We start from the raw sequence: 23,921 nt of genomic DNA, 5'->3' as shown, positions 1-23,921 counted from the left end.
AGGTCGTTAGGGTTTCACCCATGGCGGTTGGTCCTCCTGAATCAGGTTCTGCCAGGAACTCTCTGATTTATCAGTAGGATACCAACCGCCATCTTCATTTCCAGGGCTGCCCGGTGAATATCAGGGGGTCAAGTCCATCTTGGCAAAGCGGTGGGCCAGCCTTGCTGGCCTGCCGCGTTCATTGCCCGCCTAGTTCGCCGCGGCCCCGGACGCCAGCCGTGACCAGGGCCTCGTGGTGGCCGAGAGGTCCAAGGAGCTACGCGGCAAGCCCGTTGTCGACCGGATTGCTCTGGTGCAGGGTCGCCCTGGGAACGGATCAGTCGCGCCGGCGCCACCTCGGTGATTTGAGGCAGAGCCGGTTCCTGCTATCGGCACACAGGCCGTTGGATTTCCTATCCTTCCGAGGACAACGTGCGACTATCGAGTATGTTTCCGAAGATCGTTGTGCCTCATGCCGTGTGCTTCGTTTCACTGTCAGTGGAAGGCGTGCCGATATTTGACGGCGTCCGTCGTCGTTGGTTATCGCGCAGGGCGGAGGCGAACGCCAGGTCGGTGCACAAAGATAACGCCAGGGTAATGAACACCGCCATGGACCCCATTACTGGGGATGCGGCTCCCAGGACATTCACGTCCGGTCGCTGCGTCCACGTGATGTACTGATCAACCGGCGTCTCGATGATCACGTGGGCGACGGTTGGAAAGACAAACAGCAGGCCGATTGCTATTGCGCGCAAGCGCGGCCGGTGCGCGGCCCACAGGGCGAAAAGTAAAACAGGGTAGACCAGCAGGCTCCATGTGAACGGTGTGACATCAGGCCGGAAGAGCCATCCACTGTGATCGAAGCGTAGTAAGTGGTCGACATGATGCGCGATGCCGAGCACCAGACTTGCATAGAGAAGCCACTCGGTCGGCGAGGGCTTGGTCGTGGGCTGCTGGATGTTACCGGCACTCATCGATTGATCCTCCTGTGGAGTTGCCCCCGGAGGGCATTCGTCAGGGTTGCAATGGCCTGCATTGCCGCGACCAGGAGGCCCGAGGTAACGAGGAGACGCTGCCAGAGCGCCATCTCCGTCATGTAGGGCCACAGCCAAGTCGCGTAGGCCAGTAGCAGTGGATACAGGGTCAACCAGGTCACTAAGTTTTGTCAGAAAATTCTTATTTGCTAATGTTATCCATGCCACAACTGCATAGGTGAAGCATGGCAGGACGCTACGAGCTCTCCGACCGAAGCTGGCAGCTGATCGAGGACATCGTCTCGCCTTCTCAGCCGGCGGGCCGTCCCCGCCGGGATGACCTCCAAGTCTTGAACGGAATCTTCTGGATCCTGTGCTCCGGCGCCAAATGGCGAGATCGTCCGGAACGGTATGGCCCTTGGAAGACGGTCTATGACAGGTTTCGGCAATGGCGAGACGATGGCACCTTCGAAGCCGTCTTGGATCGGCTCCACCTCAAGCTCCGTGAGGATGGTCTGATGGATCTGGATACCTGGATGATCGATTCCACATCGATCCGAGCCACGCGTGCTGCCTCGGGTGGAGGCAAAAAATGGGATCGAAGGAACCCGTAGAGCATGCGCTGGGGCGCAGCCGAGGCGGTCGAAGCCGCTGTCTTCGCGCACCAAAATCGGTTGCTCGGTCAGGCCCTGGGCGCGGGGCAGCACCCGCTCCAGGAAGGCGTTGCTTTCCTTCATGATGTGCTGCCGGCCCGGCCGCAGCTCCAGGCCCAGGCACCAGCTTTCGTTGCCCAGGTAAGCGGCAATCGGCGTGTAGCCATCGACCTTCTGGTAGGTCCGCGAGACGCCCTCCTTGTGCGAGTTGCTGTTGTCCATGACGAAGGTATCGATGTCCAAACAGACATGCGTCTTCTCGGCGGTGATCGGTGCCTCGACCAGCGACAGCAAGGTGGTGGACCACGTCGTGGTTCGCGCCTGCAGGTCATTGGCGGCGAGCTTCTCCAGCCGTTGGCGCAGCGTGGCGGTGCTCGGCACCTTCTGCAGGGTCAGCAGTTGCTGGAAGGGCTTCTCGCGGCGGAAGTTCTCGATGGCGTCATAGTCGCTCATGCCCAGGCACAGCAGGCCCAGGTAGCTCTTGACCACGTCGCTGGTGGCATGCCCAGCGTGGTGGGGAAGCGGCCGTCGATGCTGTCGACGCCGGCGATCTCGAGGCACTGCCCGATGATCGACAACCCGGAATGGCTGGTGAGGGTGCGGCGACTGGCGCGGAATTTGACATTGGGCGTGGCACCGTCCGGGTTAACGGCGATAGTGGCTATATTATCATGAAAATCAGTGGGTTAGAAGACTCCCAAGGGGCTGATCTCACGGATTCAGGTGTTCATCAGCGGACTCATGCCCTCTGTGGGCTGAGCCTCTTCCACTGTAGGCGGGACTGCAGGGGGGATACCCCAAAATATCGCTTATAATCGCGACTGAATTGCGGGACACTCCGGTAGCCCACGGCCAAGGCGGCCTGATTGACATTATGGGAATTCTGAAGGATCAACTGCTGCGCTTTGATCAGGCGCAGCCGCTTCAGGTACTGCAGCGGCGACGACCGGGCGACCTGCTTGAAGTGTTCGTGAAAGGTCGAGGGGCTCATGTTCGCCTGGCTGGCCAGGGCCTCCACCGAGACCTCCTCCGCATACTGGGCGTGCAGCCGGGAGAGTACCTGGACGATGCGTGAGTAGTGCCCCTGGTGTTGCACCAGGGCGCGGAGTGCCGGCCCCTGCTCCCCTTTCAGCGCCTCGAAGACCACGTCGCGCACTCTCGCCTCCCCCATGGCCGCGGCCTCGGCGGGGGCATGCAGGGTGTGCAGCAGGCGCACCACCGCGCCGTGCATGCCGGTGGTCATCGACACCGAGGCCATGGGCACGGGGTCCCCTTCACCTGCCGGGGCGGCTTCGCCTATGGTCGTGACCAGCTCGCTGAGCAGCGCCGGGTCGAGGCGCACCGCCACCCCCAGCAGCGGGGCCTCGGCGGAGGCGTGGGTCTCGCACTCGAAGGGCAGCGGCAGCGTCTGCACCAGGTACTGGCCGGGGTCGTAGTGGATCTCGCGGTCACCGAGATACCCCACCTTGCGACCCTGGGCGACGATGATCAGGCTCGGCTCGTAGATCAGGGGCGTTCGGCCATGCGGCCGGTGCAGGGCCATCAGCGTTACCGCCGGGAGCGGCGTCGGGGTATAGCCGTCGTGCGCGACCAGCGGTGCGATCAGCTCGACCAGCGCATCGGCCTGGGTCTGCGGTGCCTGCATGCCGGATATTCCTCCGCTTCACTATCGCGGTCGAATTATGACGTTTTCCACTGCCCGCTGACCAAAAACACGCCCGCCTTCGGAGGAATGGGCAAACATCCCGGAGGAACGTCGGTCCTCGGCGGCCTCTCCTCGACCCATAATCTGGCATGACCTCGCGCCGAGGCAACACCGATCTAGAGGAGACTTCCCCCATGAGCCAGACCCGTGCCTACGCGACCCACGCCGCCGACCAGCCCCTGGCCCCCTTCGCCTTCGAGCGCCGCCAGCCGCGCCCCGACGACGTCGCCATCGAGATCCTCTACTGCGGCGTCTGCCACAGCGACCTGCACTTCGCCCGCAACGACTGGGGCATGACCCGCTATCCCATCGTGCCCGGCCACGAGATCGTCGGCCGCGTCACCGCCGTGGGGAATGAGGTAAGCCGCTTCGGGGTCGGCGACCTGGTAGGCGTCGGTTGCATGGTCGACTCCTGCCGCCACTGCCAGCCCTGCCGCGACGGCGTCGAGCAGTTCTGCCTCGAGGGCTTCACCATGACCTACGGCAGCGACGACCGCCAGGACGGCAGCTTCACCCAGGGCGGCTACTCGGACAACATCGTGGTCAGCGAGCACTTCGTGCTGCGCATGCCCAAAGGCCTCGACCTCGCCTCCGCCGCCCCCATCCTGTGCGCCGGCATCACCACCTACTCGCCGCTCAAGCATTACGGCGTGAAGGCCGGCCACCAGGTCGGGGTGATCGGCATGGGGGGCCTCGGCCACATGGGCGTCAAGCTGGCCAAGGCGCTGGGCGCCGAGGTGACGGTCTTCACCCGTTCCGAGGCCAAGGTCGAGGAAGCCCGCCGCCATGGCGCCGACCATGTGGTGGTTTCCACCGACCCGGCGCAGATGGAAGCCGTGGCCGAGACCTTCGACTTCATGCTCGATACCGTGCCGGTGCAGCACGACCTCAACCCCTACCTGGCGGCGCTGAAGTATGACGGCACCCATATCCTGGTGGGGCTGCTCGACCCCATCGAGCCCGCCGTTGAGGGCTTCAACCTGGTGTTCAAGCGCCGCGTGCTGGCCGGCTCGCTGATCGGCGGTATTCCCGAGACCCAGGAGCTGCTCGACTTCTGCGCCGAGCACGGCATCAGCTGCGACGTGGAGATGATCGATATCCAGGAGATCAACACGGCCTTTGATCGTATGGAGAAGGGCGACGTGCGCTACCGCTTCGTCATCGATATGGCCTCGCTGAAGACCACTGCATGACTCACGCGTGCCGTACCCTGGCCGAGCTTCTAACCTTGGGAAAGGCACCGTGACGACAATAAGAGAGGTGGCGAATGGTTACCCTGACGATCAATGGTGAGGATCACGAGCTGGATGTGCCGGAGCAGATGCCGCTGCTCTGGGCCCTGCGCGACGTCGTCAAGCTCACCGGTACCAAGTACGGCTGCGGCCGAGGCCTGTGCGGCGCCTGCACCGTGCACCTGGACGGCCAGCCCACCCGCAGCTGCATCACCCCCATCTCCGCCGTGGGGCAGCGCGAGATCACCACCATCGAGGCCCTCGCCGACGACCCGACCGGGGCCGGCGTGCAGCAGGCCTGGCGCGAGCTGGACGTGGTCCAGTGCGGCTACTGCCAGTCGGGCCAGATCATGTCGGCCACCGCGCTACTGCGCGACAATCCGGCGCCGGACGACGCCGCGATCGACGGCGCCATGAGCGGCAACCTCTGCCGCTGCGCCACCTACGTTCGGATCCGCGCCGCCATCCACGCGGCGGCGGAAGCGCTCGGCCAGGAGGTGTCCTGATGCACATTTTGGCGAAACGGCACAATCACCAGACCACCGCCGCCCCGCTGCGACTGATCAACGTCAGCCGGCGCGGCTTCATGAAGGGCACCGCCGGGCTCGCCCTGGGCCTCTACGTGGCGCCCCTGGCGCTGGGACCTTGTGGCCAGGCCCTGGCGGCCGGCGAAGGCGGCGAGTTCGCGCCCAACGCCTTCCTGCGCGTAACGCCCGACGGCGGCGTGGTGGTGATCGCCAAGCACCTGGAGATGGGGCAAGGCACCTATACCGGGCTGGCGACCCTGGTCGCCGAGGAACTGGACGCCGATTGGCAGGCGGTCAGCGTCGAGGGTGCCCCGGCCGACACCCAGCGCTACCAGAACCTGCTGTTCGGCATCCAGGGCACCGGCGGCAGCACCTCCATCGCCAACTCCTTCGAGCAGATGCGCCGGGCCGGCGCCACGGCGCGCGCCATGCTGGTCGCGGCCGCCGCCGAGCGGCTCGAGGTATCGCCCGATAGCCTGAGCGTGCGCGAGGGCAAGGTCATCCACCAGGCCTCCGGGCGCGCGCTCGGCTTCGGCGAACTGGCCGAGGCGGCCGCTGGCCAGCCGGTCCCCGAGCAGGTCGAGCTGAAGTCCCCCGACCGGTTCACGCTGATCGGCAAGCAGCGCCTGATGCGCCGGGACAGCGCCGACAAGACCGACGGCAGCGCCCGCTTCACCCAGGATGTCCAGCTCGACGGCATGCTGATCGCCGTGCCGGCCCACCCGCCGCGCTTCGGCAGCCGGCTGGCGAGCGTCGACGACGCCGAGGTGCTGCAGGTGCCAGGCGTGGTGGCCAGCGTGCGTTTCCCCTCCCCGACCCGCGACGGCGACCTGGTCGCCGTGCTGGCGAGCAACACCTGGGCCGCCATCCAGGGGCGCGACGCCCTCGCGCTCGAGTGGGACGATGCCCAGGCCTTCACCCTGGGCAGCGACGAGATCGAGGCCGCCTACCGGGAACTCGCCGGCACGCCCGGCGACTCGGTCACCCGGCGCGGTGACGCCGCCGCGGCGCTGGACGAGGCGGCCCAGGTCATCGAGGCCGACTACGTGGTGCCCTACCTGGCGCATGCGGCCATGGAGCCGCTCAACTGCGTGGTGGACCTGCAGGACGACCACTGCACCATCCACAACGGCGAGCAGTGGCAGACCATGGATCAGCAGCAGGTGGCCCAGCTGCTCGGCCTGTCGCCGGAACAGGTGACCATCCACCAGCTCTATGCCGGTGGCAGCTTCGGTCGGCGCGCCAACCCGATCAGCGACTACGTGCTGGAGGCGGCCGCCATCGCCCAGGCCGCGCGCGCCCAGGGGCAGGCCGTGCCGATCAAGATGGTCTGGACCCGCGAGGACGACACCCGCGGCGGCCACTATCGGCCGTTCAACGTCCATCGCGCCCGCCTCGGCCTGGATGCGGACGGCAAGCCGGTGGCCTGGCACCAGCGCCTGGTCGGCCAGTCGATCATGCTCGGCACGCCGATGGAGTCGATGATGGTCCAGGACGGCATCGACCCCACCTCCGTCGAGGGGGTCGCCGAGCTGCCCTACGCCATCCCGGCGCTCCACGTCGAGCTGCACACCCCCCGCGATATCGGCGTGCCGGTGCAGTGGTGGCGCTCCGTCGGCCACACCCACACCGCCTTCTCCACCGAGAGCCTGATCGACGAGGCCGCCGTGGCGGCGGGCCAGGACCCCTACCGCTATCGCCGCGAGCTGCTCGCCGAGCACCCGCGCTGGCGTGGCGTGCTGGACCTGGTCGCCGAGAAGGCCGGCTGGTCGGCGGCGCTCGAGCCGGGCGCCGAGGGCGAGCGGCGCGGTCGCGGCATCGCGGTGCACGAGTCCTTCAGCAGCTATGTCGCCCAGGTGGCGGAGGTCTCCGTGGCTGACGACGGCCAGCTCAAGGTCGACCGGGTGGTCTGCGCCGTGGACTGTGGCGTGGCGGTCAACCCGGACATGATCCGCGCCCAGATGGAAGGCGGCATCGGCTTCGCCCTGGCGGCGGCACTGCACAGCGAGCTGACCCTCGACGGCGGCCGGGTCCAGCAGGACAACTTCGACGGCTTCCAGGTGCTGCGACTCAACGAGATGCCCGAGATCGAGGTGCATATCGTGCCCTCCGCCGAGGCGCCGACCGGCGTCGGCGAACCCGGCGTGCCGCCGCTCGCGCCTGCGGTGACCAACGCCATCCACGCCGCCATCGGCAAGCGCATCCGCCGCCTGCCGATCGGCGACCAGTTGGTGAGCTGACCATGCAGCACCTGGACCTGCAGGTCATCGAACGGGCGCTGGCCTGGGCGCGCGAGGGCGAGACGGTGTGGCTGTGCACGGTGCTCGCGACCTTCGGCTCCTCGCCCCGCGAGCCCGGCTCCTGGCTGGTGGCACGAGGGGACGGTCGGCATGTCGGCTCGCTATCGGGGGGCTGCGTCGAGGAGGACTTCCTCGCGCGGCTTTGCGACGGCGAGTTCGACCGCCCGGTAACCGTGCTGCGCTACGGGGATCCCGACGCGCCCCAGGGGGCGAGGGTCGCGCTGCCCTGCGGCGGTGTCCTGGAGGTGCTCATCGAGCGATTGCCGCCGGACTCCCCCACCTTGGTGCACCTCGAGGTTGTGCACGCCACCCTGCTCGGGCGACGCCGGCTGATGCGCTGCGTCGACCTGGCGAGCGGCGTGCGCCATTTCCTCGACGACCCGGGCCCGGGGCCGCGGGTGGTCCGCGACGGCGAGCGGGGCACGGTGCAGATGCGCATTGCGCCTGCGGCCCGACTGATCGTCGCCGGGATCTCGCCGGTCAGCCAGTACTGCGTGCAGTTCGCCCAGGCGCTGGGCTTCGAGGTCATCGTCTGCGACCCCCGCGAGGAGGTCCGCCGCGACTTTGCGGCGCCCGGCGTGGAGGTCCAGGCGGTGCTGCCCTCGCAGTTCATTGCCTCGGGTGCCTGCCACGCGGCCACCGCCGTGGTGGCCCTCACCCACGACCCGCGCATCGACGACCTGGCGATGATCGAGGCGGTGCGCACCCCGGCCTTCTATATCGGGGTGATGGGCTCGCGGCGCACCTCCGAGGCGCGGGCCGAGCGGTTGCGCCGCTCCGGCGGCCTGAGTGAGGCTGATATCGCGCGCCTGCATATGCCGATCGGCCTGGACCTGGGCAGCAAGACGCCCGCCGAGATCGCACTCGCGGTGATGGCCGATATCGTCCGTGTGCAGCGCGGCAGGTCGCGCGATGCCCTCTGAGGCCTGCTCTGAGAGAATAGTGGCGCTGGTCATGGCGGCCGGACACTCGCGGCGCTACGGCGCCGCCGACAAGCGCATTGCCCGCCTGCCGGATGGCCGACGGCTGCTGGCCGCCACGGTGACCCGGGCGCAGGAGGCCTTTCCCCTGCTGCGCGTGGTGCTGCGCGAGGAGGACGACCCGGCCGCCCTGGGCCTGCCCCGGGAGACGCCCATCATCCGCGCCCCCCGGGCCGAACGCGGGCTGGGAGCAAGCCTGGCCGATGCCATCGCCGCCATCGCCGGCGACGACGCCCTGGCCGATACCGAGGCCGCCGCCATCCTGCTCGGCGACATGCCCGATATCAGGCTTGATACACTACAGGCCCTGCAGCGGCTTGCCACTCGATCAGGCATCGTCCGCCCCTGTCATGCGGGCAGGCCTGGCCACCCGGTGCTCTTCGGCCGCGACTTCTGGCCCGAACTCGCGGCCCTGGACGGCGACGATGGCGCTCGAGACGTCATCCGCCGGCATCGCGACGGCTATCGGGAGATCGCCGTCGAGGACCCCGGGGTGTGCCGCGATATCGATGTCCCGGCGGAACTCGCCCCCTACCCCGACGAGGCGCCGCCCTCCTGATACGCAACGGCCACGCCCCTCGGGGACTGGCCGGGAGGGCCGACCGGGAGTGGATGGGGCTGACCTGGTGCTGCTTCGCCAGGCACTGGGGCTGCTGCCCGACCCGGATGGCCGCCATGTGCTGTCGCCGCAGTCTCTCTTTCGGAAGAGTGCCTGCGACGTATGGGCTTGGCCGCTGTCAACACCTTATTGGATGGTCTCGAGGGGCGTCTCGAACAGTATTGCCCACGGTTCCGATGGGAGGGAGTAACATGGATACGGTCCGTTTGACGATGGCACAGGCGCTGGTCCGGTATCTGATGGCGCAGCGCATCGAGGTAGACGGTCAGGAACTGCCACTGTTCCCCGGCGTGTACGGCATTTTTGGCCATGGCAACGTGTCTTGTCTCTCCGAGGCTCTGGAGGCCGTCAAGGAAGATTTTCCTACTTGGCGCGGCCAAAATGAACAGTCAATGGGGCTCGCCGGGGCGGCCTTCACCAAGGCCCGCCGGCGTCGCCAGGTTATGGTGACGACGACATCCGTTGGTCCCGGGGCGACCAACTTGGTCACCGCTGCCGGTCTCGCCCATGCGAATCGTCTACCCATGCTGATGCTCTGCGGGGACATCTTCGTCAGCCGTCAGCCCGATCCGGTGCTGCAACAGGTCGAGCATTTCCATGACCCGAGCATCTCTGTAAATGACGCCTTCAAGTCGGTGACGCGATACTGGGACCGTGTGGTCAAGCCCGAGCAGCTGCTCACGACATTACCGCATGTCGTGGAGACACTGTTGGACAGCGCTGCCTGTGGACCGGCTTTCCTCGCGTTGCCGCAGGACGTTCAGTCCGAGGCATACGATTATCCGGCGGCGTTTTTCGCCACACGCGTGCATCGGATCGATCGCTTGCGACCCGACACCGCTCGTCTTGCCGAAGCGGCCGACCTGCTTCGGAGTGCCAAGAAGCCCCTGTTGGTCTCCGGTGGCGGCGTTCACTACTCGCTCGCCACTGAAACGTTGGCACGCTTCGCGGAACGCCACGGCGTGCCCGTAACAGAAACCGTCGCAGGGCGTGGCGCATTGATACATGATCATGAATCCAATGTCGGCCCGATCGGTGTCATTGGCTCCTCATCAGCCAACGACCTCGCTGCCGAGGCCGATGTCGTTCTTGCGGTCGGAACCCGGCTGCAGGACTTCACTACCGGCTCCGGCACCGTATTCCAGAATCCGGATGTACGGATCATCGGACTAAATACCGCGCGCTTCGATGCCGGGAAACGCAATGCGCTGGCCCTGGTGGGCGATGCTCAGGTTGGCCTTGAGGAACTCAACGAGGCGCTCGACGACTGGGCGGCACCTGCCGCCTGGCAGCAGCAGGCACGCGCGGCGTATGGGCGATGGAACGAGATACTCGTGGGCCGTGCTGCGGGACATCCTGATCAAGCCCTGCCCTCTTATGCCCAGGTCGTGCATACCATCAATGAAGTCGCAGATGCGTCGGATTTGGTGATGACGGCGTCAGGGGGACTGCCTGGAGAGCTCTCCAAGAACTGGAAGGTCAAGCAAGTCGGTACCTTTGACTGCGAATTCGGTTTCTCGTGCATGGGTTACGAGATTGCCGGCGGCTGGGGTGCTGCGATGGCAGATCCTGATCGTGACGTGATCGTTTTCGTCGGTGATGGTGCTTACATGATGTTGAATTCTGACATCTATAGCTCCGTTATGACCGGGCACAAGATGATCGTCATGCTCTGCGATAACGGTGGTTACGCCATTATCAATCGCCTTCAGCAGGCAAAGGGTGTACCTGAGTTCAACAATCTCCTGAAGGATTGCAAGCGCACTAATGATGCGCGGGTAGATTTCGTCAAACACGCCGAATCAATGGGAGCCGCCGCAGAGAAAGTGAGGGGACTTGATGAACTCAAGGACGCCTTCGCCCGGGCCAAATCTTCGGATCGCACGTACGTGATCGTTATCGAGTCCGATCAGTACGATTGGTCGCCTGGCGACGCTTGGTGGGAGGTCGGCACACCGGAAGTTTCCGAGCTCGAAACGGTCCGCAAAGCACGTAGCGAACATAACGCCGGAAAGGCCCGCCAGCGCCAGGGGGGATACTGATATGACGATTCAGCCGGGAGTGGCGCCCATTGCTTGGTCCAGACCTGCCTTGAAGGCGGCGGCCGGCTGATGGCCGTTTCGTTTTGATTCGATCCTCTGAAAGCACCTCTATCTGTCCAACTCGAGGCGTTCCGGCTCATCCTCCACCCCACCGGTCGCACGACGCTGCGGAAGCCGGCGTTCTCCGCTAATGGCTGACAACACCAACGGCAGTGACGCCGCCGCCACTGCCGTTTCTATCGCTGAGCGTTATTCCACTAGCTCAGAAGTTCGGCTTGCGCTTCTCGACGAAGGCGCTCATGCCCTCGCTCTGCTCCTCGCCAGCGAAACAGAAGGCGAACAGGCTGGTCTCCAGCGCGAGCGCGCTGTCGAGGTCCTGGTCCATGCCATCGTGCACCGCCTGCTTGGCGCTGCGCACCGCCGCCGGGCCGTTGCCGCCGAGCTGCTTGGTGAGCTCCTCGGCATAGGCCTCGAGCTCGGCCTGGGGCATCACCCGGTTGACCAGGCCGATGCGCAAGGCCTCCTGGGCATCGATCTTGCGGCCGGTGGTGACCAGGTCGAGCGCCATGGCGGGGCCGACGCGGCGCGGCAGCCGCTGGGTGCCGCCGAAGCCGGGGATGACGCCGAGCAGCACCTCGGGCTGGCCGAAGATGGCGTTGTCGCTGGCCACGGCCCAGTCGCAGGCCAGTGCCAGTTCGCAGCCGCCGCCGAGGCAGAAGCCGTTGACCAGGGCGACGACCGGCACCGGCAGGGTCTCCAGGCGCTTGAGGGTACGCAGCGCCTGGCTGGCGAAGGCACGGGCCTGCTCCGGGGTCTTGTCGCGCATCTCGGCGATGTCGGCACCGGCGACGAAGGACTTCTCGCCGTCACCGGTGATCAGCACGGCGCGCAGGTCATCGCGCTTCTCCAGGTCGGTCAGTACCGCTTCCAGCTCATCGATCACGGCGCTGTTGAGGGCATTCAGCGCCTTGGGGCGGGTGATGGTCAGGCGGACGACGCCGGCGTTGTCGACGACCTCGATCAGTTTGTCGCTCATGGTGGCTCCTGGTCTTGGCTAACAGCGTTCTTGTCGAAAGGGGTACCGATCCACCCTAGCGAACGCTTGGTAGGTCGGCAATCCCCTTAATGGCGAATGCAGGAAGGAAGCCGCAGCCATGGGGCGCTCTTCCCGGGGCGCCTGTCGGCGCCATCGCGCAGACAATCTGCGCTCCTACTGGTAGACATGGAAGCCACGGCCGGTCTTCCGGCCCAGGTAGCCGGCGGCGACCATGCGCTTGAGCAGCGGGCAGGGGCGATACTTGGGATCGCCGAAGCCTTCCTGCAGCACCTCCATGATCGCCAGGCAGACGTCCAGGCCGATCAGGTCGGCGAGCGCCAACGGGCCCATGGGGTGGGCGGCGCCCAGTTTCATCGACTGGTCGATGTCCGCCGGGGTCGCGGCCCCCTCCTGGAGCAGGAAGGCGGCCTCGTTGATCATCGGCACCAGCAGGCGATTGACGGCAAACCCGGGGGAGTCGGCGATGGCCACGGCGGTCTTGCCCAGGTCACGGGCCAGGCTCTCGATGCGTGCCACGGTGGCGTCACTGGTCTGCTCGGCGCGGATCACCTCGACCAGCCCCAGCACCGGCACCGGGTTGAAGAAGTGCATGCCCACCACCCGTTCGGGGCGCTCGCACACCGCGGCGAGCCGGGTCAGCGACAGCGACGAGGTGTTGGAGGCGAGTATCGCATCGTGGGTCAGGTGGCTGAGGTCGCGGAACAGCTTCTCCTTCAGCGCCGGCTGCTCGGGGGCGGCCTCGATGATCACCTCGCAGTCGCGCAGGGCGTCCAGCGCGGTGCTGGTCGACAGGCGCGCCAGGGCGGCGTCCTTGTCGGCCTCGGCGAGCTTCTCCTTGGCGACCAGCTTGCCGAGGCCCTTGTCGATGGCGCCGCGGGCGCGCGACAACTGCTCGTCGGCGACGTCGTAGAGCTGGACGTCGAAGCCGCTGGACACCAGCACCTGGGCGATGCCCTGCCCCATGGTTCCGGCGCCGACCACGCCGATCGGTTGTTGGCTCATTTGCACTCTCCTGTTGCGTATCGTTCGGCCCCGCCTCGCGGGACAGTATTCGTCAGCCGGTCAAGCATATCGCCCTCCTGCGTGGCCTTCGATCACCGCATGGCGAAGGCGCGAACAGCGGCCGGACTCAGTGGACGGCGGCATCGAAGGCGGCGAGGCTGGCCATGCCGGCCTCGATCACCGCGCGGTTGGCGCGGCCTACCGGCAGCCAGTGGCGAAGGGCGAAGTCGGCGCTCTGCAGCTTAGCGGTGTAGAAGGGATCATCGCTGCCGGCGTCGAGGGCGGCGCGGGCCTTGAGTGCGGTGCGGCCCATCTGCCAGGCGCACAGCACATGGCCGGCGAGGGCCAGGAAGGGGGTGGCGTAGGCCTGGACGGCATCGGGGCCGAACTCGGGATCGGCGCCCTGCTCCAGCACCAGGACCAGGGCGGCGCGCAGGTCGGCACCGCCGGCGGCCAGGCTCTCGCCGAGGCAGGCCAGCTCGGGGCTGGCCGCCAGCGCCTGGGCGGTGGCCTCCACGTCGTCGATCAGGCTCATGAGCGCCGCGCCGCCGTCGCGCTGCAGCTTGCGCCCGGCCAGGTCGAGGGCCTGGATGCCGTTGGTGCCCTCGTAGATGGGCGCGATACGGGCATCGCGCAGCAGCTGGGCGGCGCCGGTCTCCTCGATATAGCCCATGCCGCCGTGCACCTGGATACCCAGGGAGGCGATCTCCACGGCCTGGTCGGTGGAGAACGCCTTGACCACCGGGATCAGCACCTCGACCCGCGCCTGGGCGGCCCGGCGCTCGGCGTCGCCGGCAGCGTGACGGGCCACGTCGAGCTGGGCGGCGCAGTAGAGCGCCAGCGCGCGCAGGGCGTCGGTGCGGGCGCGCATCGAGAGCAGCATGCGGCGCACGTCCAGGTGGTCACTGATGGTGCAGTCGCCGGCGCCGCGGGCCTTCGGGCTGCGCCCCTGGGTGCGCTCCAGGGCATAGGCGAAGGCGTGCTGACAGGCGCGCTCGGCCACCCCGATGCCCTGCACGCCGACCTTGTGGCGCGCCTCGTTCATCATGGTGAACATGTGGTTGAGCCCGCGCCCCTCCTCGCCCACCAGGTAGCCGATGGCGCCGTCGTGCTCGCCGAAGCTCAGGGTGCAGGTGGGCGAGCCGTGGATGCCGAGCTTGTGTTCGATGGAGGCGCAGACCACGTCGTTGCGCTCACCGAGTGAGCCATCGGCGCCCACCAGGGACTCAGGCTCCAAGTACTTCGGCACCAGGAACAGCGAGATGCCCCTGTTGCCCTCGGGGGCGTCCGGGGTGCGCGCCAGCACCAGGTGGATGATGTTCTCGGCGGCGGCGTGCTCGCCCCAGGTGATAAAGATCTTTTGCCCGAAGAGTCGATACCGTCCCGACTCTGCACTGCAGGGCACGGCGCGGGTGCGTACCCGGGAGAGATCGGAGCCGGCCTGGGGTTCGGTGAGGTTCATGGTGCCGGTCCAGCTGCCCTCGACCAACCGCGGCAGGTAAAGGGCCTTCTGCTCGTCGCTGCCGTGATGGGCCAGCGCCTCGATGGCGCCGGCGGTGAGCATGGGGCACAGGCCCAGCGCCATGTTGGCGCCGTGGAGCATCTCCTGCACGGCGCTGGCCACCACCTCGGGCAGGCCCTGGCCGCCCAGCGCCTCGCTGACGCCGATGCCGTTCCAGCCGCCCTCGACGTAGGCCCGGTAGGCCTCGATAAAGCCATCAGGAAGCTGTACGCAGCCCTCTTTCAGCTGGCAGCCCTGGGCGTCGCCGCTGGCGTTGAGCGGTGCCCACACCTCGTTCGACAGCCTGGCGGCCTCTTCCAGCACCGCCTCGACCAGGTCGGGGCTGGCCTCCTCGAAGCCGGGCAGGGCGAGCGAGCCGTGTTCGAGCAGCTCCTCCAGCACGAAGCGGAAGTCGCGGACGGGGGCGGCGAAAGGGAACATGAAGGCACCTCTAGGAAAAATGATAACGGAGATAGTATATTCACTACTTTTCGTTAACCATTATCCCTAGGTCCTAGAAGCATCCAAGCTGCGGGCTCAGCCCCGGGCGCCTACCCACGAATGTCTCGTCAATGGCAGTTGCGGCCCGTCACCGTGCACTGGACGATCGGATTCGACACCGCCGGGTCTGATCCTGACGAATCCCCACGTTTTACTCGACGTTGTTAGCTTGTTCGCCGAAAAAGGCGCCGAGGCTGCCCCTATGGGGTCAGACCCCAGCCAAGTCGCAAAGCCCGTCATGGTGCGTCTTGCGAGCGGCTTCGACGCCGCCGGGGTCTGACCCCATAGGGACCGGCAGCGCTGGCAGCCTGCTACCCAGCCATGCCCAACACATTGATAATGCTTAAATACTTCCGGGGGAGGCCTCAGGCCTGATCCCATAGGGCCTCCCTGCGCTGGCAACCAGTCACCAGAGAGCCCTCAGCCCCGGGATTCCTGCAGCTCGGCGTTGGATGACGCCTCCTCCTCGGGCTCGTCATCATCGTAGTAGACGACATGCGTCTCGTCGGCGGGTGGCGGGCCCACCAGCGGCTCGGCCACCTCCACCTCGGGCACGGCATCGGAGAGATCCTCCATGTGCTCGTGCTCGATGGCACCCTGCACCAGTTCCTCGGTGACGGCGAGCTCGGCGCCCACCGACGACATCGGCGTGGAGGGCGCAAACGGCGCCACCGGTACCGGCGCCGGGCGCACGCGGCGCCGCCAGGCGAAGAAGCCCACCAGGAAGAGCCCCAGGGCGCCGAAGGCCCAGAACAGCCCGGCATCGCCCAGCGTCGCCATGACCGGCGAGATCATCGGCGGGCTGACGGTGGAGCCGATGGCGTTGATCAGCAGCAGGCCCTGGCTCATGCGCACCAGGGCACCGGCCGGGGCACGGTCGGCGGCGTGGCTCACCGACACCGGATAGAGGGCGAAGACGCCGCCGCCGAGCAGGAACAGCAGGCCGGCGAGCACCCAGGGGTTGAGCGGCAGCCACAGCATGCCGGCGGAGATCAGGGTACAAAAGGCCCCGATCAGGATCAGCACCAGCTGGCGGTCGTGGCGGTCGGACCAGCGGCCGATGGGGTACTGCAGCAGCATGGCACCGAGCACCACCACCGCCATCATCTGGCCGATCTGGCTCACCGTCAGGCCAACGCGCTGCAGGTAGAGCGGCAGCAGGGAGTAGACCGCGGCCACGGCGAGCCCCGAGCCGAAGCTGCCCATCACGCCGGTGGGCGTCAGGGTGATCAACCGCATCGGCGAGAGCGGCTCGGCGTGCTCGATCAGCGGCGAGAACCGCGGGATCATCGCCATCGGCAGCACCGACAGCGAGGCGAGCAGGCCGATCACCATGAAGGGGGCCGTCACGCCCATGGCATCGGTCACCCCCAGCAAAAGTTGACCGATCGCCCCGGCGGCATAGAGCGAGATCATGTAGAGCGCCAGCAGGCGTCCGCGGACCTTCTGGTCGCCGGCGGTGAGCAGCCAGCTCTCGATCACCAGGTAGACCCCCACGGTGGCCCAGCCGCCGATCAGGCGCAGCACGAACCAGGCCCAGGGCTCGAAGAACAGCCCCTGCAGCAGTACCGTGACCGCCACCAGCGAGGCGAAGCTGCCGTAGGCGCGGATATGGCCGATGCGCAGCAGCAGCCGGTCGTTGAACATGGCGCCCAGCGCCAGGCCGATGAAATAGGCCGACGACACCCAGCCGATCACCACCGGCGACTCGCCGGCGGCGTCCAGGCGCAGGGTGATCAGGGTCGCCAGGAAACCGTTGCCGATCCCGAGGATGAATAGCCCCAACAGGGGCGCCAGGGCCATGATCAGCAGTTGCCGCGACATGAACGGGCCTCACAGCAGCAGGTGAATCGAGAGAGAAAGAGTGGCAGAAAATGCCGGACGGCGCCTTGTCGGAGGTCAGGGGTCGGCGGCTCCCGAGGATGCCGACGCAGCGTCGGAGCGCGCGAATCATACGCCTGCCCATCGCCAAGTCAATCGCCTTGTGGACGACACCCGCCAGACTCGGAATCTTGCTCGGCGAACCACCGGGAATTCAGTGTAATTTATCGCTTCTGTAACAGTGCCACGTCGGCGGCGGGAAACTCGACGCTCATGCCCAGGTGGCCGGCCAGCCACGCGAAGCTCGCCTCGCTGAAGAACACCACATGGGTGGGGTCGAGGATGTAGTGCCAGCCGGCGAACGCCTCCCGCGAGGCGACCCGCTTGGTCATCAGCCCCAGCCAGCCGCCCGCGGGGAGCATGGCGGCCAGCCGCTCGAGTTCGCGGCCGGGCTCGAAGAGGTGCTCGACCACCTCGGTGGCGGTGATGAAATCGTAGCGTCGCTCGAGCACTGCCCTGTCGGGGGCATAGAAGGGGTCATAGATCGCCATGGGGTGACCGGCCTCCTCGAACATCACCGACAGGGTCGGCCCGGGGCCGGCACCGAAGTCGAGTCCCCGGGCCCCGGGGGCCAGGCGCTCGCGCAGCGGATCGAACAGCCGCGACAGGAAGCGGCGATAGCCGGGGTCGTCGGGGGAGTTCCGATGCTGGTCGTAGACCGCCCGCTCGGCCGCCGGGGCCAGGCGGCTTGCCGGCGGCACGAAGACCAGCTCGCACCGGGCACACTGGCGGTAGTCGCGCCGGGCATCGCGGTGGTAGTGGCGCGTATCGCGAGATGCGCATAGCGGGCAAGTCTGCATCATCGTATCCTCTGTGCCAGTACAATCTTCCAAGGAGATGTGAATGCTGTCAGGTCTGGACCACCTGGTCATCACCGTGACCGACATTTCCCGCGCCGTGGACTTCTACTCCCGGGTGCTGGGACTCGACGTGCGCTACCGCGACCGCGACCGTGTCGACCTGGTGCTCGGCGACCTGGCGTTGCGCCTGCACTGGACCGACACCGACGTGAGTCCCAAGGCGGCCACTCCCACCCCCGGCAGCCTCGACCTCTGCCTGCGCAGCCTGCTGCCGCTGGACGAGGTGAAGCGTCACCTGGAAGCGCTCGACGTGGAGATCGAGCTCGGCCCGGTGCCCCGCCAGGGCGCCACCGGCGAGATCGAATCCCTCTACCTGCGCGACCCCGACGGCAACCTGCTGGAGATCAGTCGCCCCCTGAAGTCCTCGTCCGACTGACGGCACCGGCCGGTGGCATTGTCGCCGGCGGCCGGTATCATGGGCGCCTGACATGTCCGCATCACGGAAGCGCCATGAACGATAACCCGCACCACGACGATCCCCTCCGCGACCGGGTCGTCGCCGAACAGGGCGGCTCGCCCGACACCACCATGCCCATCGTGGTCTACGCCCTGCATCTGGCCGGCATCGTGACCGGCGGCCTGACCGCGCTGGTCGGGGTGGTGATCGCCTATGTCTACCGCGGCAGGGGGCCGAGCTGGCTCGACGAGCACTACCGCTACCAGATCCGCACCTTCTGGCTGGCGGTGCTGTACTTCACCGTGTCCGCCGTGCTGACCCTGGTGCTGATCGGCTTCGTCACCTGGCTCGCCGCCGTGGTCTGGCTGGTCATCCGCTGCGTCAAGGGCATCAAGGGGCTACAGGAGCAGCGCGCCCCGGACAACGTGGATACCTGGCTGGTCTGACCATGACCGTACCGGAGTCCCGTTCCAGCAACGCCCAGTCCCGCGCCATCGCCACCCTGTGGCGCACGCTGGCCGGCCGACGCCTGTCGACGCTGTGGCGGCTGTCCCGCCTGGGCGGCCCGCTGGTGCATCGCTGCAGCCGGCGCGAGCGCGAGGTCACCGAGATCAATCTCGCCCAGGTCTACCCGGGTCACGACGAGGCCACCCGGCGCGACCTCGCCCGGGAGAGCCTGGTGCACTCCACCGCCACCATGCTCGAGCTGGGTTTCGCCTGGATGGCCGAGCCCGCGCGGGTCGAGGCCTCGATCCTCGAGGTCCACGGCCGCGAACTCCTCGACGGTGCCCGCGCCGAGGGGCGCGGGGTGATCGTGCTGGCGCCGCACTTCGGCAACTGGGAGGTGCTCAACTTCTGGCTCTCGGGCCACTTCCCCTTCACCGCCATGTACGAGCCACCCAAGATCGCCGAGCTCGACGCCGTGACCCGCCGGGGGCGCGAGCGCATGGGGGCGCGTCTGGTGCCGACCAACCCCCGCGGCGTGGCGGCCCTGCTCAAGGCGCTCAAGCGCTGCGAGGCCATCGGCATCCTGCCCGACCAGGAGCCCTCCTGGGGCAGCGGCGTCTTCGCCCCCTTCTTCGACCGACCGGCCTATACCGCCACCCTGCTGCCCAAGCTGGTCGCCCGTACCGAGGCGCGGGTGGTCACCGGCGTGGCCAGGCGCCTGCCCGGCCGCGGCTTCGCGCTGCACTTCCTGGCCGCCGACGAGCGCGTCTACGCCACCGACGAGACCGTCTCCGCCACCGGCGTCAACGCCTGCGTTGAGGCCGCCATCGCCCTCGACCCGGCCCAGTACCAGTGGGAGTACAAGCGCTACCGCAAGGTGATCCAGCAGCAGCAGGGGCACCCGCAGCACCAGTCGTTCCGGCTCTATTGACCCCCTGGCCAGCGATCTACCGAGCGGCTCGGTCAGGGCATGCCATGCAACCGGTTGCCGATGCCCGCCGTCGAATCCTGTCCGGAACACTTGGGAACAAGACGTTCGCTGCAGAGTCCATCACACGAAGTATTCGACTTGAATCATTACCTGATGCGAAGGAGCCACTCATGTTCGAACGGAACTCTAGCCTCGCTTACCTGGTACTGATCTCCTCCGCCTTGAGTGCGACTCCGGCCTTCGCCTACGTCGGCCCGGGGGGCAGGACTCACGGCGATCGGCACCAGGGTGGCGCTACGGCCTCTGGTTCAAGCAGCATGACCCGGATTTCGAGCCCGATGGCACCATCACCCTGTTCGATAACGCCACCGGCACCGGGGCGAGCAAGATTCGCAGCATTCGCCCGGGAGAGGACGGGCGCCAGGGAACTCAGGGTGACTTGCGGCATCAAACTGCGGTCCTTCAAGGCATGACAACACCAATGGCCAACGACACGTCTTGAAGATTCAAACTACCTCCTGGCCCGGCTTGCGCAGGGAGTGCCGGCGGGACCACATGGAGAAAGACACACGTGAAGACCGCGCTACGACGCCTCAGTCTCGCGTGGGGCCTGGCCCTGACCATGGATGCCTCGGCGGCCGCCCCGGATGAGCTGTTCGATCGGGTCACCGACCGCGCCCGGCAGCTCGCCGCCGAACCCTACCAGGCCCCCGACTCGTCCCTGCCGCCCGATCTGGCGGAGATGAACTACGACCAATACCGGGAGATCCGCTTCCGTCCCGAGGCGGCGATCTGGAAGGACGAGGGCCCCTTCGAGGTCCAGCTGTTCCATCCCGGCTTCCTCTATGACCAACCCGTGCGCCTGAACCTGGTCGATGGCCAGGGCGAGGTAAGTCCCCTGCCCTTCCGTCAGGAACGGTTCCGCTACGACGGCGACGCCTCGGAACTCGCCGAACTCGAGCTCGATGGCATCGGCCACGCCGGCTTCCGGCTGCACTACCCACTGAACCGTGGCGACTACCATGACGAGTTCGCGGTATTTCTCGGCGCCAGCTACTTCCGCCTGGTGGGGCGCAACCAGGGCTACGGGCTCTCCACACGGGGCCTGGCCATCGACACCGCCGAACCCCATGGCGAGGAGTTCCCGGCGTTCCGCGAGTTCTGGCTGGTGAAGCCGGGTCCGGAGGCGACTCGCATGACCGTCTTCGCCCTGCTCGACAGCCCCTCGCTGGCCGGCGCCTACCGCTTCGACATCACCCCCGGGGAGCACACCACGGTCGACACCGAGGCACGGCTGTTCGCCCGCGAGGACATCGGCAAGCTGGGGATCGCCCCGCTCACCAGCATGTTCCTGCACGGCGAGATCGGCCACCATCCCGCCGACGACTATCGCCCCAGGGTCCACGACTCCAATGGCCTGGTCATGCAGACCGGCAGTGACGAGTGGATCTGGCGCCCGCTGAGCAACCCGGAGAAGCTCCGACTCTCTCGCCTCCAGGACCAGTCGCCGCAAGGGTTCGGGCTCATCCAGCGCCCCCGCGACTTCTCGGCCTTCCTCGATGCCGAGGCGCACTACGAGCGCCGCCCCAGCCAGTGGGTGCAGCCGCTGGAGGACTGGGGCCAGGGCAGCGTGGAACTGGTGGAGATTCCATCCGAGAGCGAGACGCACGACAACATCACCGCCTACTGGGTACCCGACCAGCCGCTCACCGCCGGCGAGGCGCGCCGCTACCGCTACCGCACCCTGACCATCGGCGCGACGCCACCCGGCGAGGAGGTCGCACGGGTGATCCGCACCCGCCAGGGCTGGGGCGCGGTACCCGGCCAGGCTAATCCGCCGCCTGCCAGCCGACGCCAATTCGTCATCGACTTCCGTGGCGGTGAGCTCTCGAGCCTCGATGCCAGCCATCCGGTCGAGATGACGTTGGAAAGCTCGAACGGCGAGACCCTGGAACCCCAGGTACAGCGCCTCCCGGATGGCAGGACATGGCGCGCCAGCTTCCGCCTGGCCCCGGATGGTGGCAAGCCGGCCGACATGAGGCTGTTCCTGGAACTGAACGATCGCCGCCTCACGGAAACCTGGAACTATGTCTGGTACCCCGATGAATTCCGTTGATGCCCGACGCGCCGCGTCCCCGGCCCTGCCGCCCTGGCGCAAGACCCGGCGCCTGGGCTTCGCGCTGCTCTTCGCGGGCACCACCGCGCTGGGGGTCTGGACCATGTTCCGGATCCTCTTCGTCGGCGGGATCTCGCCGCTGGAGCTGGTCATCCTGGGGCTGTTCTCGATCACCTTCGGCTGGATCACCATCGCCTTCTGGAGCGCAGTGATCGGCTTCGTGCTGACGCTGGCCGGTCGCGATCCGGTGAGCCTGGCAAGGATCCGACCGGCGAGTCCCCCCGCCGGACACCGCTCGCGAACCGCCCTGGTCATGCCGATTCACAACGAGGACGTGGAGCGGGTGGTCGCCGGCCTGGAGGCCACCTGCCGCGACCTGCCGTCGGAGACGGCGGACCGTCGGATCGAGGCCTTCGTGCTGAGCGACAGTACCGATGAGGCCATCGTCGACCGGGAGGCGGCACAGATAGGCGCCCTCCAGGCCAGGCTGGCAGGCCGTTGCCGGGTGCATTACCGGCACCGTGACGGCAACGCAGGCCGCAAGGCGGGGAACCTGGCCGAGTTCTGCCGCCGCTGGGGGCGCCACTACGACTACCTGGTGGTGCTGGACGCCGACAGCCTGATGTGTGGCGCCACCATCACCTCGCTGATCGATGCCATGCAGGCCAACCCGCGCCTGGGGTTGCTGCAGACGGTGCCGATCCCGGTGCGCCAGGAGAGTCTGTTCGGCCGGGCCAACCAGCTGGCGGCCTCCCTCTATGCCCCCATGCTGGCAGCGGGGCTCAGCTTCTGGCACGCCGATGCGGCCAACTACTTCGGCCACAACGCCATCATCCGCACGCGCGCCTTCATGGAGAACTGCGGCCTGCCGACCCTGCCCGGCAAGCCGCCACTGGGCGGTGACATCCTCAGTCACGACTTCGTCGAGGCCGCCTTGCTGAGGCGCGCCGGCTGGCAGGTCCAGATGCAGACGGACCTCACCGGCAGCTACGAGGAGATGCCCAGCCACCTGCTCGACTACGCCAAGCGCGACCGCCGCTGGGTGCAGGGCAACCTGCAGCACCTGCGCCTGCTCGCCGGCCGAGGCCTGCACACCATGAGCCGGCTGCATTTCCTGTTCGGCGCCCTGGCCTACCTCTCCTCGCTGATCTGGCTGGTTATTCTGGCCGTCAGCACGGTGGATGCCCTGGTCCGCGCCCTGACCGAGCCGAACTTCTTCACCTCCGGCGCCCAGCTGTTCCCCGACTGGCCGCTCGCTCCTCCACCGCTGATCATGCCGCTTCTGGCCGGCACACTGGCGATGCTGCTGATGCCCAAGGTGCTGGGGCTGGGGTTGGCGCTGCTGCGTCGCCCCGCCGACTTCGGTGGGCCGCTGCGGCTGTTGACCAGCGTGCTGCTGGAAGCCCTATTTGCCATGCTGATCGCGCCGCTGATGATGGTGTTCCACAGCCTGTTCGTCATCAGCGTGCTGAGCGGGCGTACCGTCTCCTGGGATCCCCAGGCCCGCGAAGGGCGTGCGGTGCCCTGGCGGGAGACCTGGCGCCATACCTGGCAGGCCAGCCTCGCCGGCCTGCTCTGGGCGATCGTCACCTGGTGGTATACGCCGGTGTTCTTCTGGTGGCTGACCCCGGTCTGGCTGGGTCTGCTGCTGGCCGCTCCGCTGGTGCGCTGGAGCAGCAGCCTGACCCTGGGACGCGCCCTGCGCCGGGCCGGCCTGCTGCTTGCCCCCAGCGAGACACGCCCTCCTGCCGTGTTGCGCAAGCTGGCCCGGCGGCCGGCCGCGACCGGGGAAGCCACTCCCCTGGCGCCACCCGCGGAGCTCCCGGGCGAGATGCCGGTGCAGTCCTTCTCGGCACCACAGCGTCCATTCATGGTACCCACCCGCCGGAAGCAGGCGACCGGCGACCGGTGGCAGCCATGACCCAGCTGGCGGGTGCAGGGCACCACGCTCAATGCACCGTAGGCATGATGGGCTATCACTTCAGTGATCTCACCGTCGCCACCGGCGTCAACGCCTGCGTATTGCACCACTGGTCAGCGATCAACCGAGCGGCTCGGTCAGGGCATGCCATGCATTCAGGATGACATGAGTGTAGCGCGTCAATCTGGATGAGAAGCCAGCGACAATCTGGATGAGAACCGGGGTGTCGCGGCCCCTTCTCTTTCACCCTTCCTTGCCTGGTGCACAAGGGGTGTCATTCGAGTCCGTGTCGCTGG

At 67.3% G+C, this 23,921-nt stretch carries 19 protein-coding genes and 2 pseudogenes; 12 read left to right on the top strand and 9 right to left on the bottom strand.

Annotated features, from left to right (window positions below):
• Positions 1-449: 449 nt before the first annotated feature.
• Together MKP05_RS19760 and MKP05_RS22185 are read right to left on the bottom strand one after the other, a co-directional pair.
• Positions 450-953 carry a hypothetical protein gene (locus MKP05_RS19760; RefSeq protein ID WP_240569897.1) on the bottom strand — a complete coding sequence of 168 codons (504 nt, stop codon included), beginning with the start codon at positions 951-953 and terminating at the stop codon, positions 450-452.
• Positions 950-1,135: a hypothetical protein gene (locus MKP05_RS22185; RefSeq protein ID WP_500684157.1), complete on the bottom strand. Its 186-nt coding sequence runs from the start codon at positions 1,133-1,135 to the stop codon at positions 950-952. The genes MKP05_RS19760 and MKP05_RS22185 overlap by 4 nt, the downstream gene beginning before the upstream one ends.
• A 63-nt stretch (positions 1,136-1,198) precedes the next feature.
• Between MKP05_RS22185 and MKP05_RS19755 the strand changes: the two are divergent.
• Positions 1,199-1,596 (top strand): annotated as a pseudogene (locus MKP05_RS19755) (IS5 family transposase); the annotation flags it as partial.
• Here MKP05_RS19755 and MKP05_RS19750 read toward each other — a convergent pair.
• Positions 1,595-2,262: pseudogene (locus tag MKP05_RS19750) on the bottom strand (transposase); the annotation flags it as partial. The pseudogenes MKP05_RS19755 and MKP05_RS19750 overlap by 2 nt on opposite strands.
• 83 nt (positions 2,263-2,345) lie before the next feature.
• Positions 2,346-3,251, bottom strand: a complete 906-nt coding sequence (locus MKP05_RS19745) for an AraC family transcriptional regulator (RefSeq protein ID WP_240569895.1) — start codon at positions 3,249-3,251, stop codon at positions 2,346-2,348.
• A 194-nt stretch (positions 3,252-3,445) separates the two neighbouring features.
• Between MKP05_RS19745 and MKP05_RS19740 the strand changes: the two genes are divergently transcribed.
• The 6 genes from MKP05_RS19740 to iolD all read left to right on the top strand — a co-directional run bounded on the left by MKP05_RS19740 (position 3,446) and on the right by iolD (position 11,011).
• Positions 3,446-4,504, top strand: a complete 1,059-nt coding sequence (locus MKP05_RS19740) for an NAD(P)-dependent alcohol dehydrogenase (protein ID WP_240569893.1) — start codon at positions 3,446-3,448, stop codon at positions 4,502-4,504.
• 74 nt (positions 4,505-4,578) lie between these two features.
• Positions 4,579-5,049 (top strand): (2Fe-2S)-binding protein, encoded by a 471-nt coding sequence (locus MKP05_RS19735; protein ID WP_240569891.1) that lies wholly within the window; start codon positions 4,579-4,581, stop codon positions 5,047-5,049.
• A complete protein-coding gene (locus tag MKP05_RS19730) occupies positions 5,049-7,310 on the top strand; it encodes a xanthine dehydrogenase family protein molybdopterin-binding subunit (protein WP_240569890.1) in 2,262 nt (753 codons plus the stop codon). Before MKP05_RS19735 ends, MKP05_RS19730 begins: the two co-directional genes overlap by 1 nt.
• Before the next feature lie 2 nt (positions 7,311-7,312).
• Complete coding sequence (locus tag MKP05_RS19725) at positions 7,313-8,293, top strand: XdhC family protein (RefSeq protein ID WP_240569888.1); 981 nt, start codon at positions 7,313-7,315, stop codon at positions 8,291-8,293.
• A gap of 31 nt (positions 8,294-8,324) precedes the next feature.
• Positions 8,325-8,909: a nucleotidyltransferase family protein gene (locus MKP05_RS19720; RefSeq protein ID WP_240569887.1), complete on the top strand. Its 585-nt coding sequence runs from the start codon at positions 8,325-8,327 to the stop codon at positions 8,907-8,909.
• A gap of 251 nt (positions 8,910-9,160) precedes the next feature.
• Positions 9,161-11,011: a 3D-(3,5/4)-trihydroxycyclohexane-1,2-dione acylhydrolase (decyclizing) gene (iolD, locus tag MKP05_RS19715; RefSeq protein ID WP_240569886.1), complete on the top strand. Its 1,851-nt coding sequence runs from the start codon at positions 9,161-9,163 to the stop codon at positions 11,009-11,011.
• 262 nt (positions 11,012-11,273) lie between these two features.
• Here the strand turns inward: iolD and MKP05_RS19710 are convergent, their stop codons facing one another.
• From MKP05_RS19710 to MKP05_RS19690, 5 genes are all read right to left on the bottom strand, one after another.
• Entirely contained in the window at positions 11,274-12,047 is a 774-nt protein-coding gene (locus tag MKP05_RS19710; RefSeq protein ID WP_240569885.1) for an enoyl-CoA hydratase-related protein, read from the bottom strand.
• 174 nt (positions 12,048-12,221) lie between these two features.
• The gene (locus tag MKP05_RS19705) at positions 12,222-13,070 is read right to left on the bottom strand and encodes a 3-hydroxybutyryl-CoA dehydrogenase (RefSeq protein WP_240569884.1); all 849 of its coding nucleotides are present in this window, start codon (positions 13,068-13,070) and stop codon (positions 12,222-12,224) included.
• A 127-nt stretch (positions 13,071-13,197) separates the two neighbouring features.
• On the bottom strand, positions 13,198-15,012 hold the full coding sequence (locus MKP05_RS19700; protein WP_240569883.1) for an acyl-CoA dehydrogenase: 1,815 nt from the start codon (positions 15,010-15,012) through the stop codon (positions 13,198-13,200).
• A 480-nt stretch (positions 15,013-15,492) separates the two neighbouring features.
• Entirely contained in the window at positions 15,493-16,896 is a 1,404-nt protein-coding gene (locus MKP05_RS19695) for an MFS transporter (RefSeq protein WP_240569882.1), read from the bottom strand.
• A gap of 221 nt (positions 16,897-17,117) precedes the next feature.
• Complete coding sequence (locus MKP05_RS19690) at positions 17,118-17,756, bottom strand: class I SAM-dependent methyltransferase (RefSeq protein WP_240569880.1); 639 nt, start codon at positions 17,754-17,756, stop codon at positions 17,118-17,120.
• Between the two features lie 40 nt (positions 17,757-17,796).
• On the opposite strand from MKP05_RS19690, the gene MKP05_RS19685 reads away from it, so the two are divergent.
• The 5 genes from MKP05_RS19685 (at position 17,797) to mdoH (ending at position 23,625) form a co-directional block, all read left to right on the top strand.
• Entirely contained in the window at positions 17,797-18,189 is a 393-nt protein-coding gene (locus MKP05_RS19685; protein WP_240569878.1) for a VOC family protein, read from the top strand.
• 74 nt (positions 18,190-18,263) lie between these two features.
• A complete protein-coding gene (locus MKP05_RS19680) occupies positions 18,264-18,656 on the top strand; it encodes a DUF4870 family protein (RefSeq protein ID WP_110285526.1) in 393 nt (130 codons plus the stop codon).
• A gap of 2 nt (positions 18,657-18,658) precedes the next feature.
• Positions 18,659-19,588, top strand: coding sequence for a lysophospholipid acyltransferase family protein (locus MKP05_RS19675; protein ID WP_240569876.1), 930 nt, complete (start codon positions 18,659-18,661; stop codon positions 19,586-19,588).
• Positions 19,589-20,159: 571 nt separating this feature from the next.
• Positions 20,160-21,704 (top strand): OpgD/OpgG family glucan biosynthesis protein, encoded by a 1,545-nt coding sequence (locus MKP05_RS19670; protein ID WP_338072367.1) that lies wholly within the window; start codon positions 20,160-20,162, stop codon positions 21,702-21,704.
• Positions 21,691-23,625, top strand: coding sequence for a glucans biosynthesis glucosyltransferase MdoH (gene mdoH / locus MKP05_RS19665; protein ID WP_240569875.1), 1,935 nt, complete (start codon positions 21,691-21,693; stop codon positions 23,623-23,625). Before MKP05_RS19670 ends, mdoH begins: the two co-directional genes overlap by 14 nt.
• Positions 23,626-23,921: the final 296 nt, after the last annotated feature.

It is taken from the genome of Halomonas flagellata, assembly GCF_022487945.1.
Taxonomy (GTDB): Bacteria; Pseudomonadota; Gammaproteobacteria; order Pseudomonadales; family Halomonadaceae; genus Halomonas; species Halomonas flagellata.
Note: the sequence above shows the minus strand (reverse complement) of the source record. Positions and strands in the feature narration are given on the sequence as shown.

Excerpts from the sequence above, each read along its gene's own strand:
- MKP05_RS19760 (WP_240569897.1), bottom strand. The coding sequence starts at position 953 with ATGAGTGCCGGTAACATCCAGCAGCCCACGACCAAGCCCTCGCCGACC.
- MKP05_RS19745 (WP_240569895.1), bottom strand. The coding sequence starts at position 3,251 with ATGCAGGCACCGCAGACCCAGGCCGATGCGCTGGTCGAGCTGATCGCA.
- MKP05_RS19740 (WP_240569893.1), top strand. The coding sequence starts at position 3,446 with ATGAGCCAGACCCGTGCCTACGCGACCCACGCCGCCGACCAGCCCCTG.
- MKP05_RS19735 (WP_240569891.1), top strand. The coding sequence starts at position 4,579 with ATGGTTACCCTGACGATCAATGGTGAGGATCACGAGCTGGATGTGCCG.
- MKP05_RS19730 (WP_240569890.1), top strand. The coding sequence starts at position 5,049 with ATGCACATTTTGGCGAAACGGCACAATCACCAGACCACCGCCGCCCCG.
- MKP05_RS19725 (WP_240569888.1), top strand. The coding sequence starts at position 7,313 with ATGCAGCACCTGGACCTGCAGGTCATCGAACGGGCGCTGGCCTGGGCG.
- MKP05_RS19720 (WP_240569887.1), top strand. The coding sequence starts at position 8,325 with ATGGCGGCCGGACACTCGCGGCGCTACGGCGCCGCCGACAAGCGCATT.
- iolD (WP_240569886.1), top strand. The coding sequence starts at position 9,161 with ATGGATACGGTCCGTTTGACGATGGCACAGGCGCTGGTCCGGTATCTG.
- MKP05_RS19710 (WP_240569885.1), bottom strand. The coding sequence starts at position 12,047 with ATGAGCGACAAACTGATCGAGGTCGTCGACAACGCCGGCGTCGTCCGC.
- MKP05_RS19705 (WP_240569884.1), bottom strand. The coding sequence starts at position 13,070 with ATGAGCCAACAACCGATCGGCGTGGTCGGCGCCGGAACCATGGGGCAG.
- MKP05_RS19700 (WP_240569883.1), bottom strand. The coding sequence starts at position 15,012 with ATGTTCCCTTTCGCCGCCCCCGTCCGCGACTTCCGCTTCGTGCTGGAG.
- MKP05_RS19695 (WP_240569882.1), bottom strand. The coding sequence starts at position 16,896 with ATGTCGCGGCAACTGCTGATCATGGCCCTGGCGCCCCTGTTGGGGCTA.
- MKP05_RS19690 (WP_240569880.1), bottom strand. The coding sequence starts at position 17,756 with ATGATGCAGACTTGCCCGCTATGCGCATCTCGCGATACGCGCCACTAC.
- MKP05_RS19685 (WP_240569878.1), top strand. The coding sequence starts at position 17,797 with ATGCTGTCAGGTCTGGACCACCTGGTCATCACCGTGACCGACATTTCC.
- MKP05_RS19680 (WP_110285526.1), top strand. The coding sequence starts at position 18,264 with ATGAACGATAACCCGCACCACGACGATCCCCTCCGCGACCGGGTCGTC.
- MKP05_RS19675 (WP_240569876.1), top strand. The coding sequence starts at position 18,659 with ATGACCGTACCGGAGTCCCGTTCCAGCAACGCCCAGTCCCGCGCCATC.
- mdoH (WP_240569875.1), top strand. The coding sequence starts at position 21,691 with ATGAATTCCGTTGATGCCCGACGCGCCGCGTCCCCGGCCCTGCCGCCC.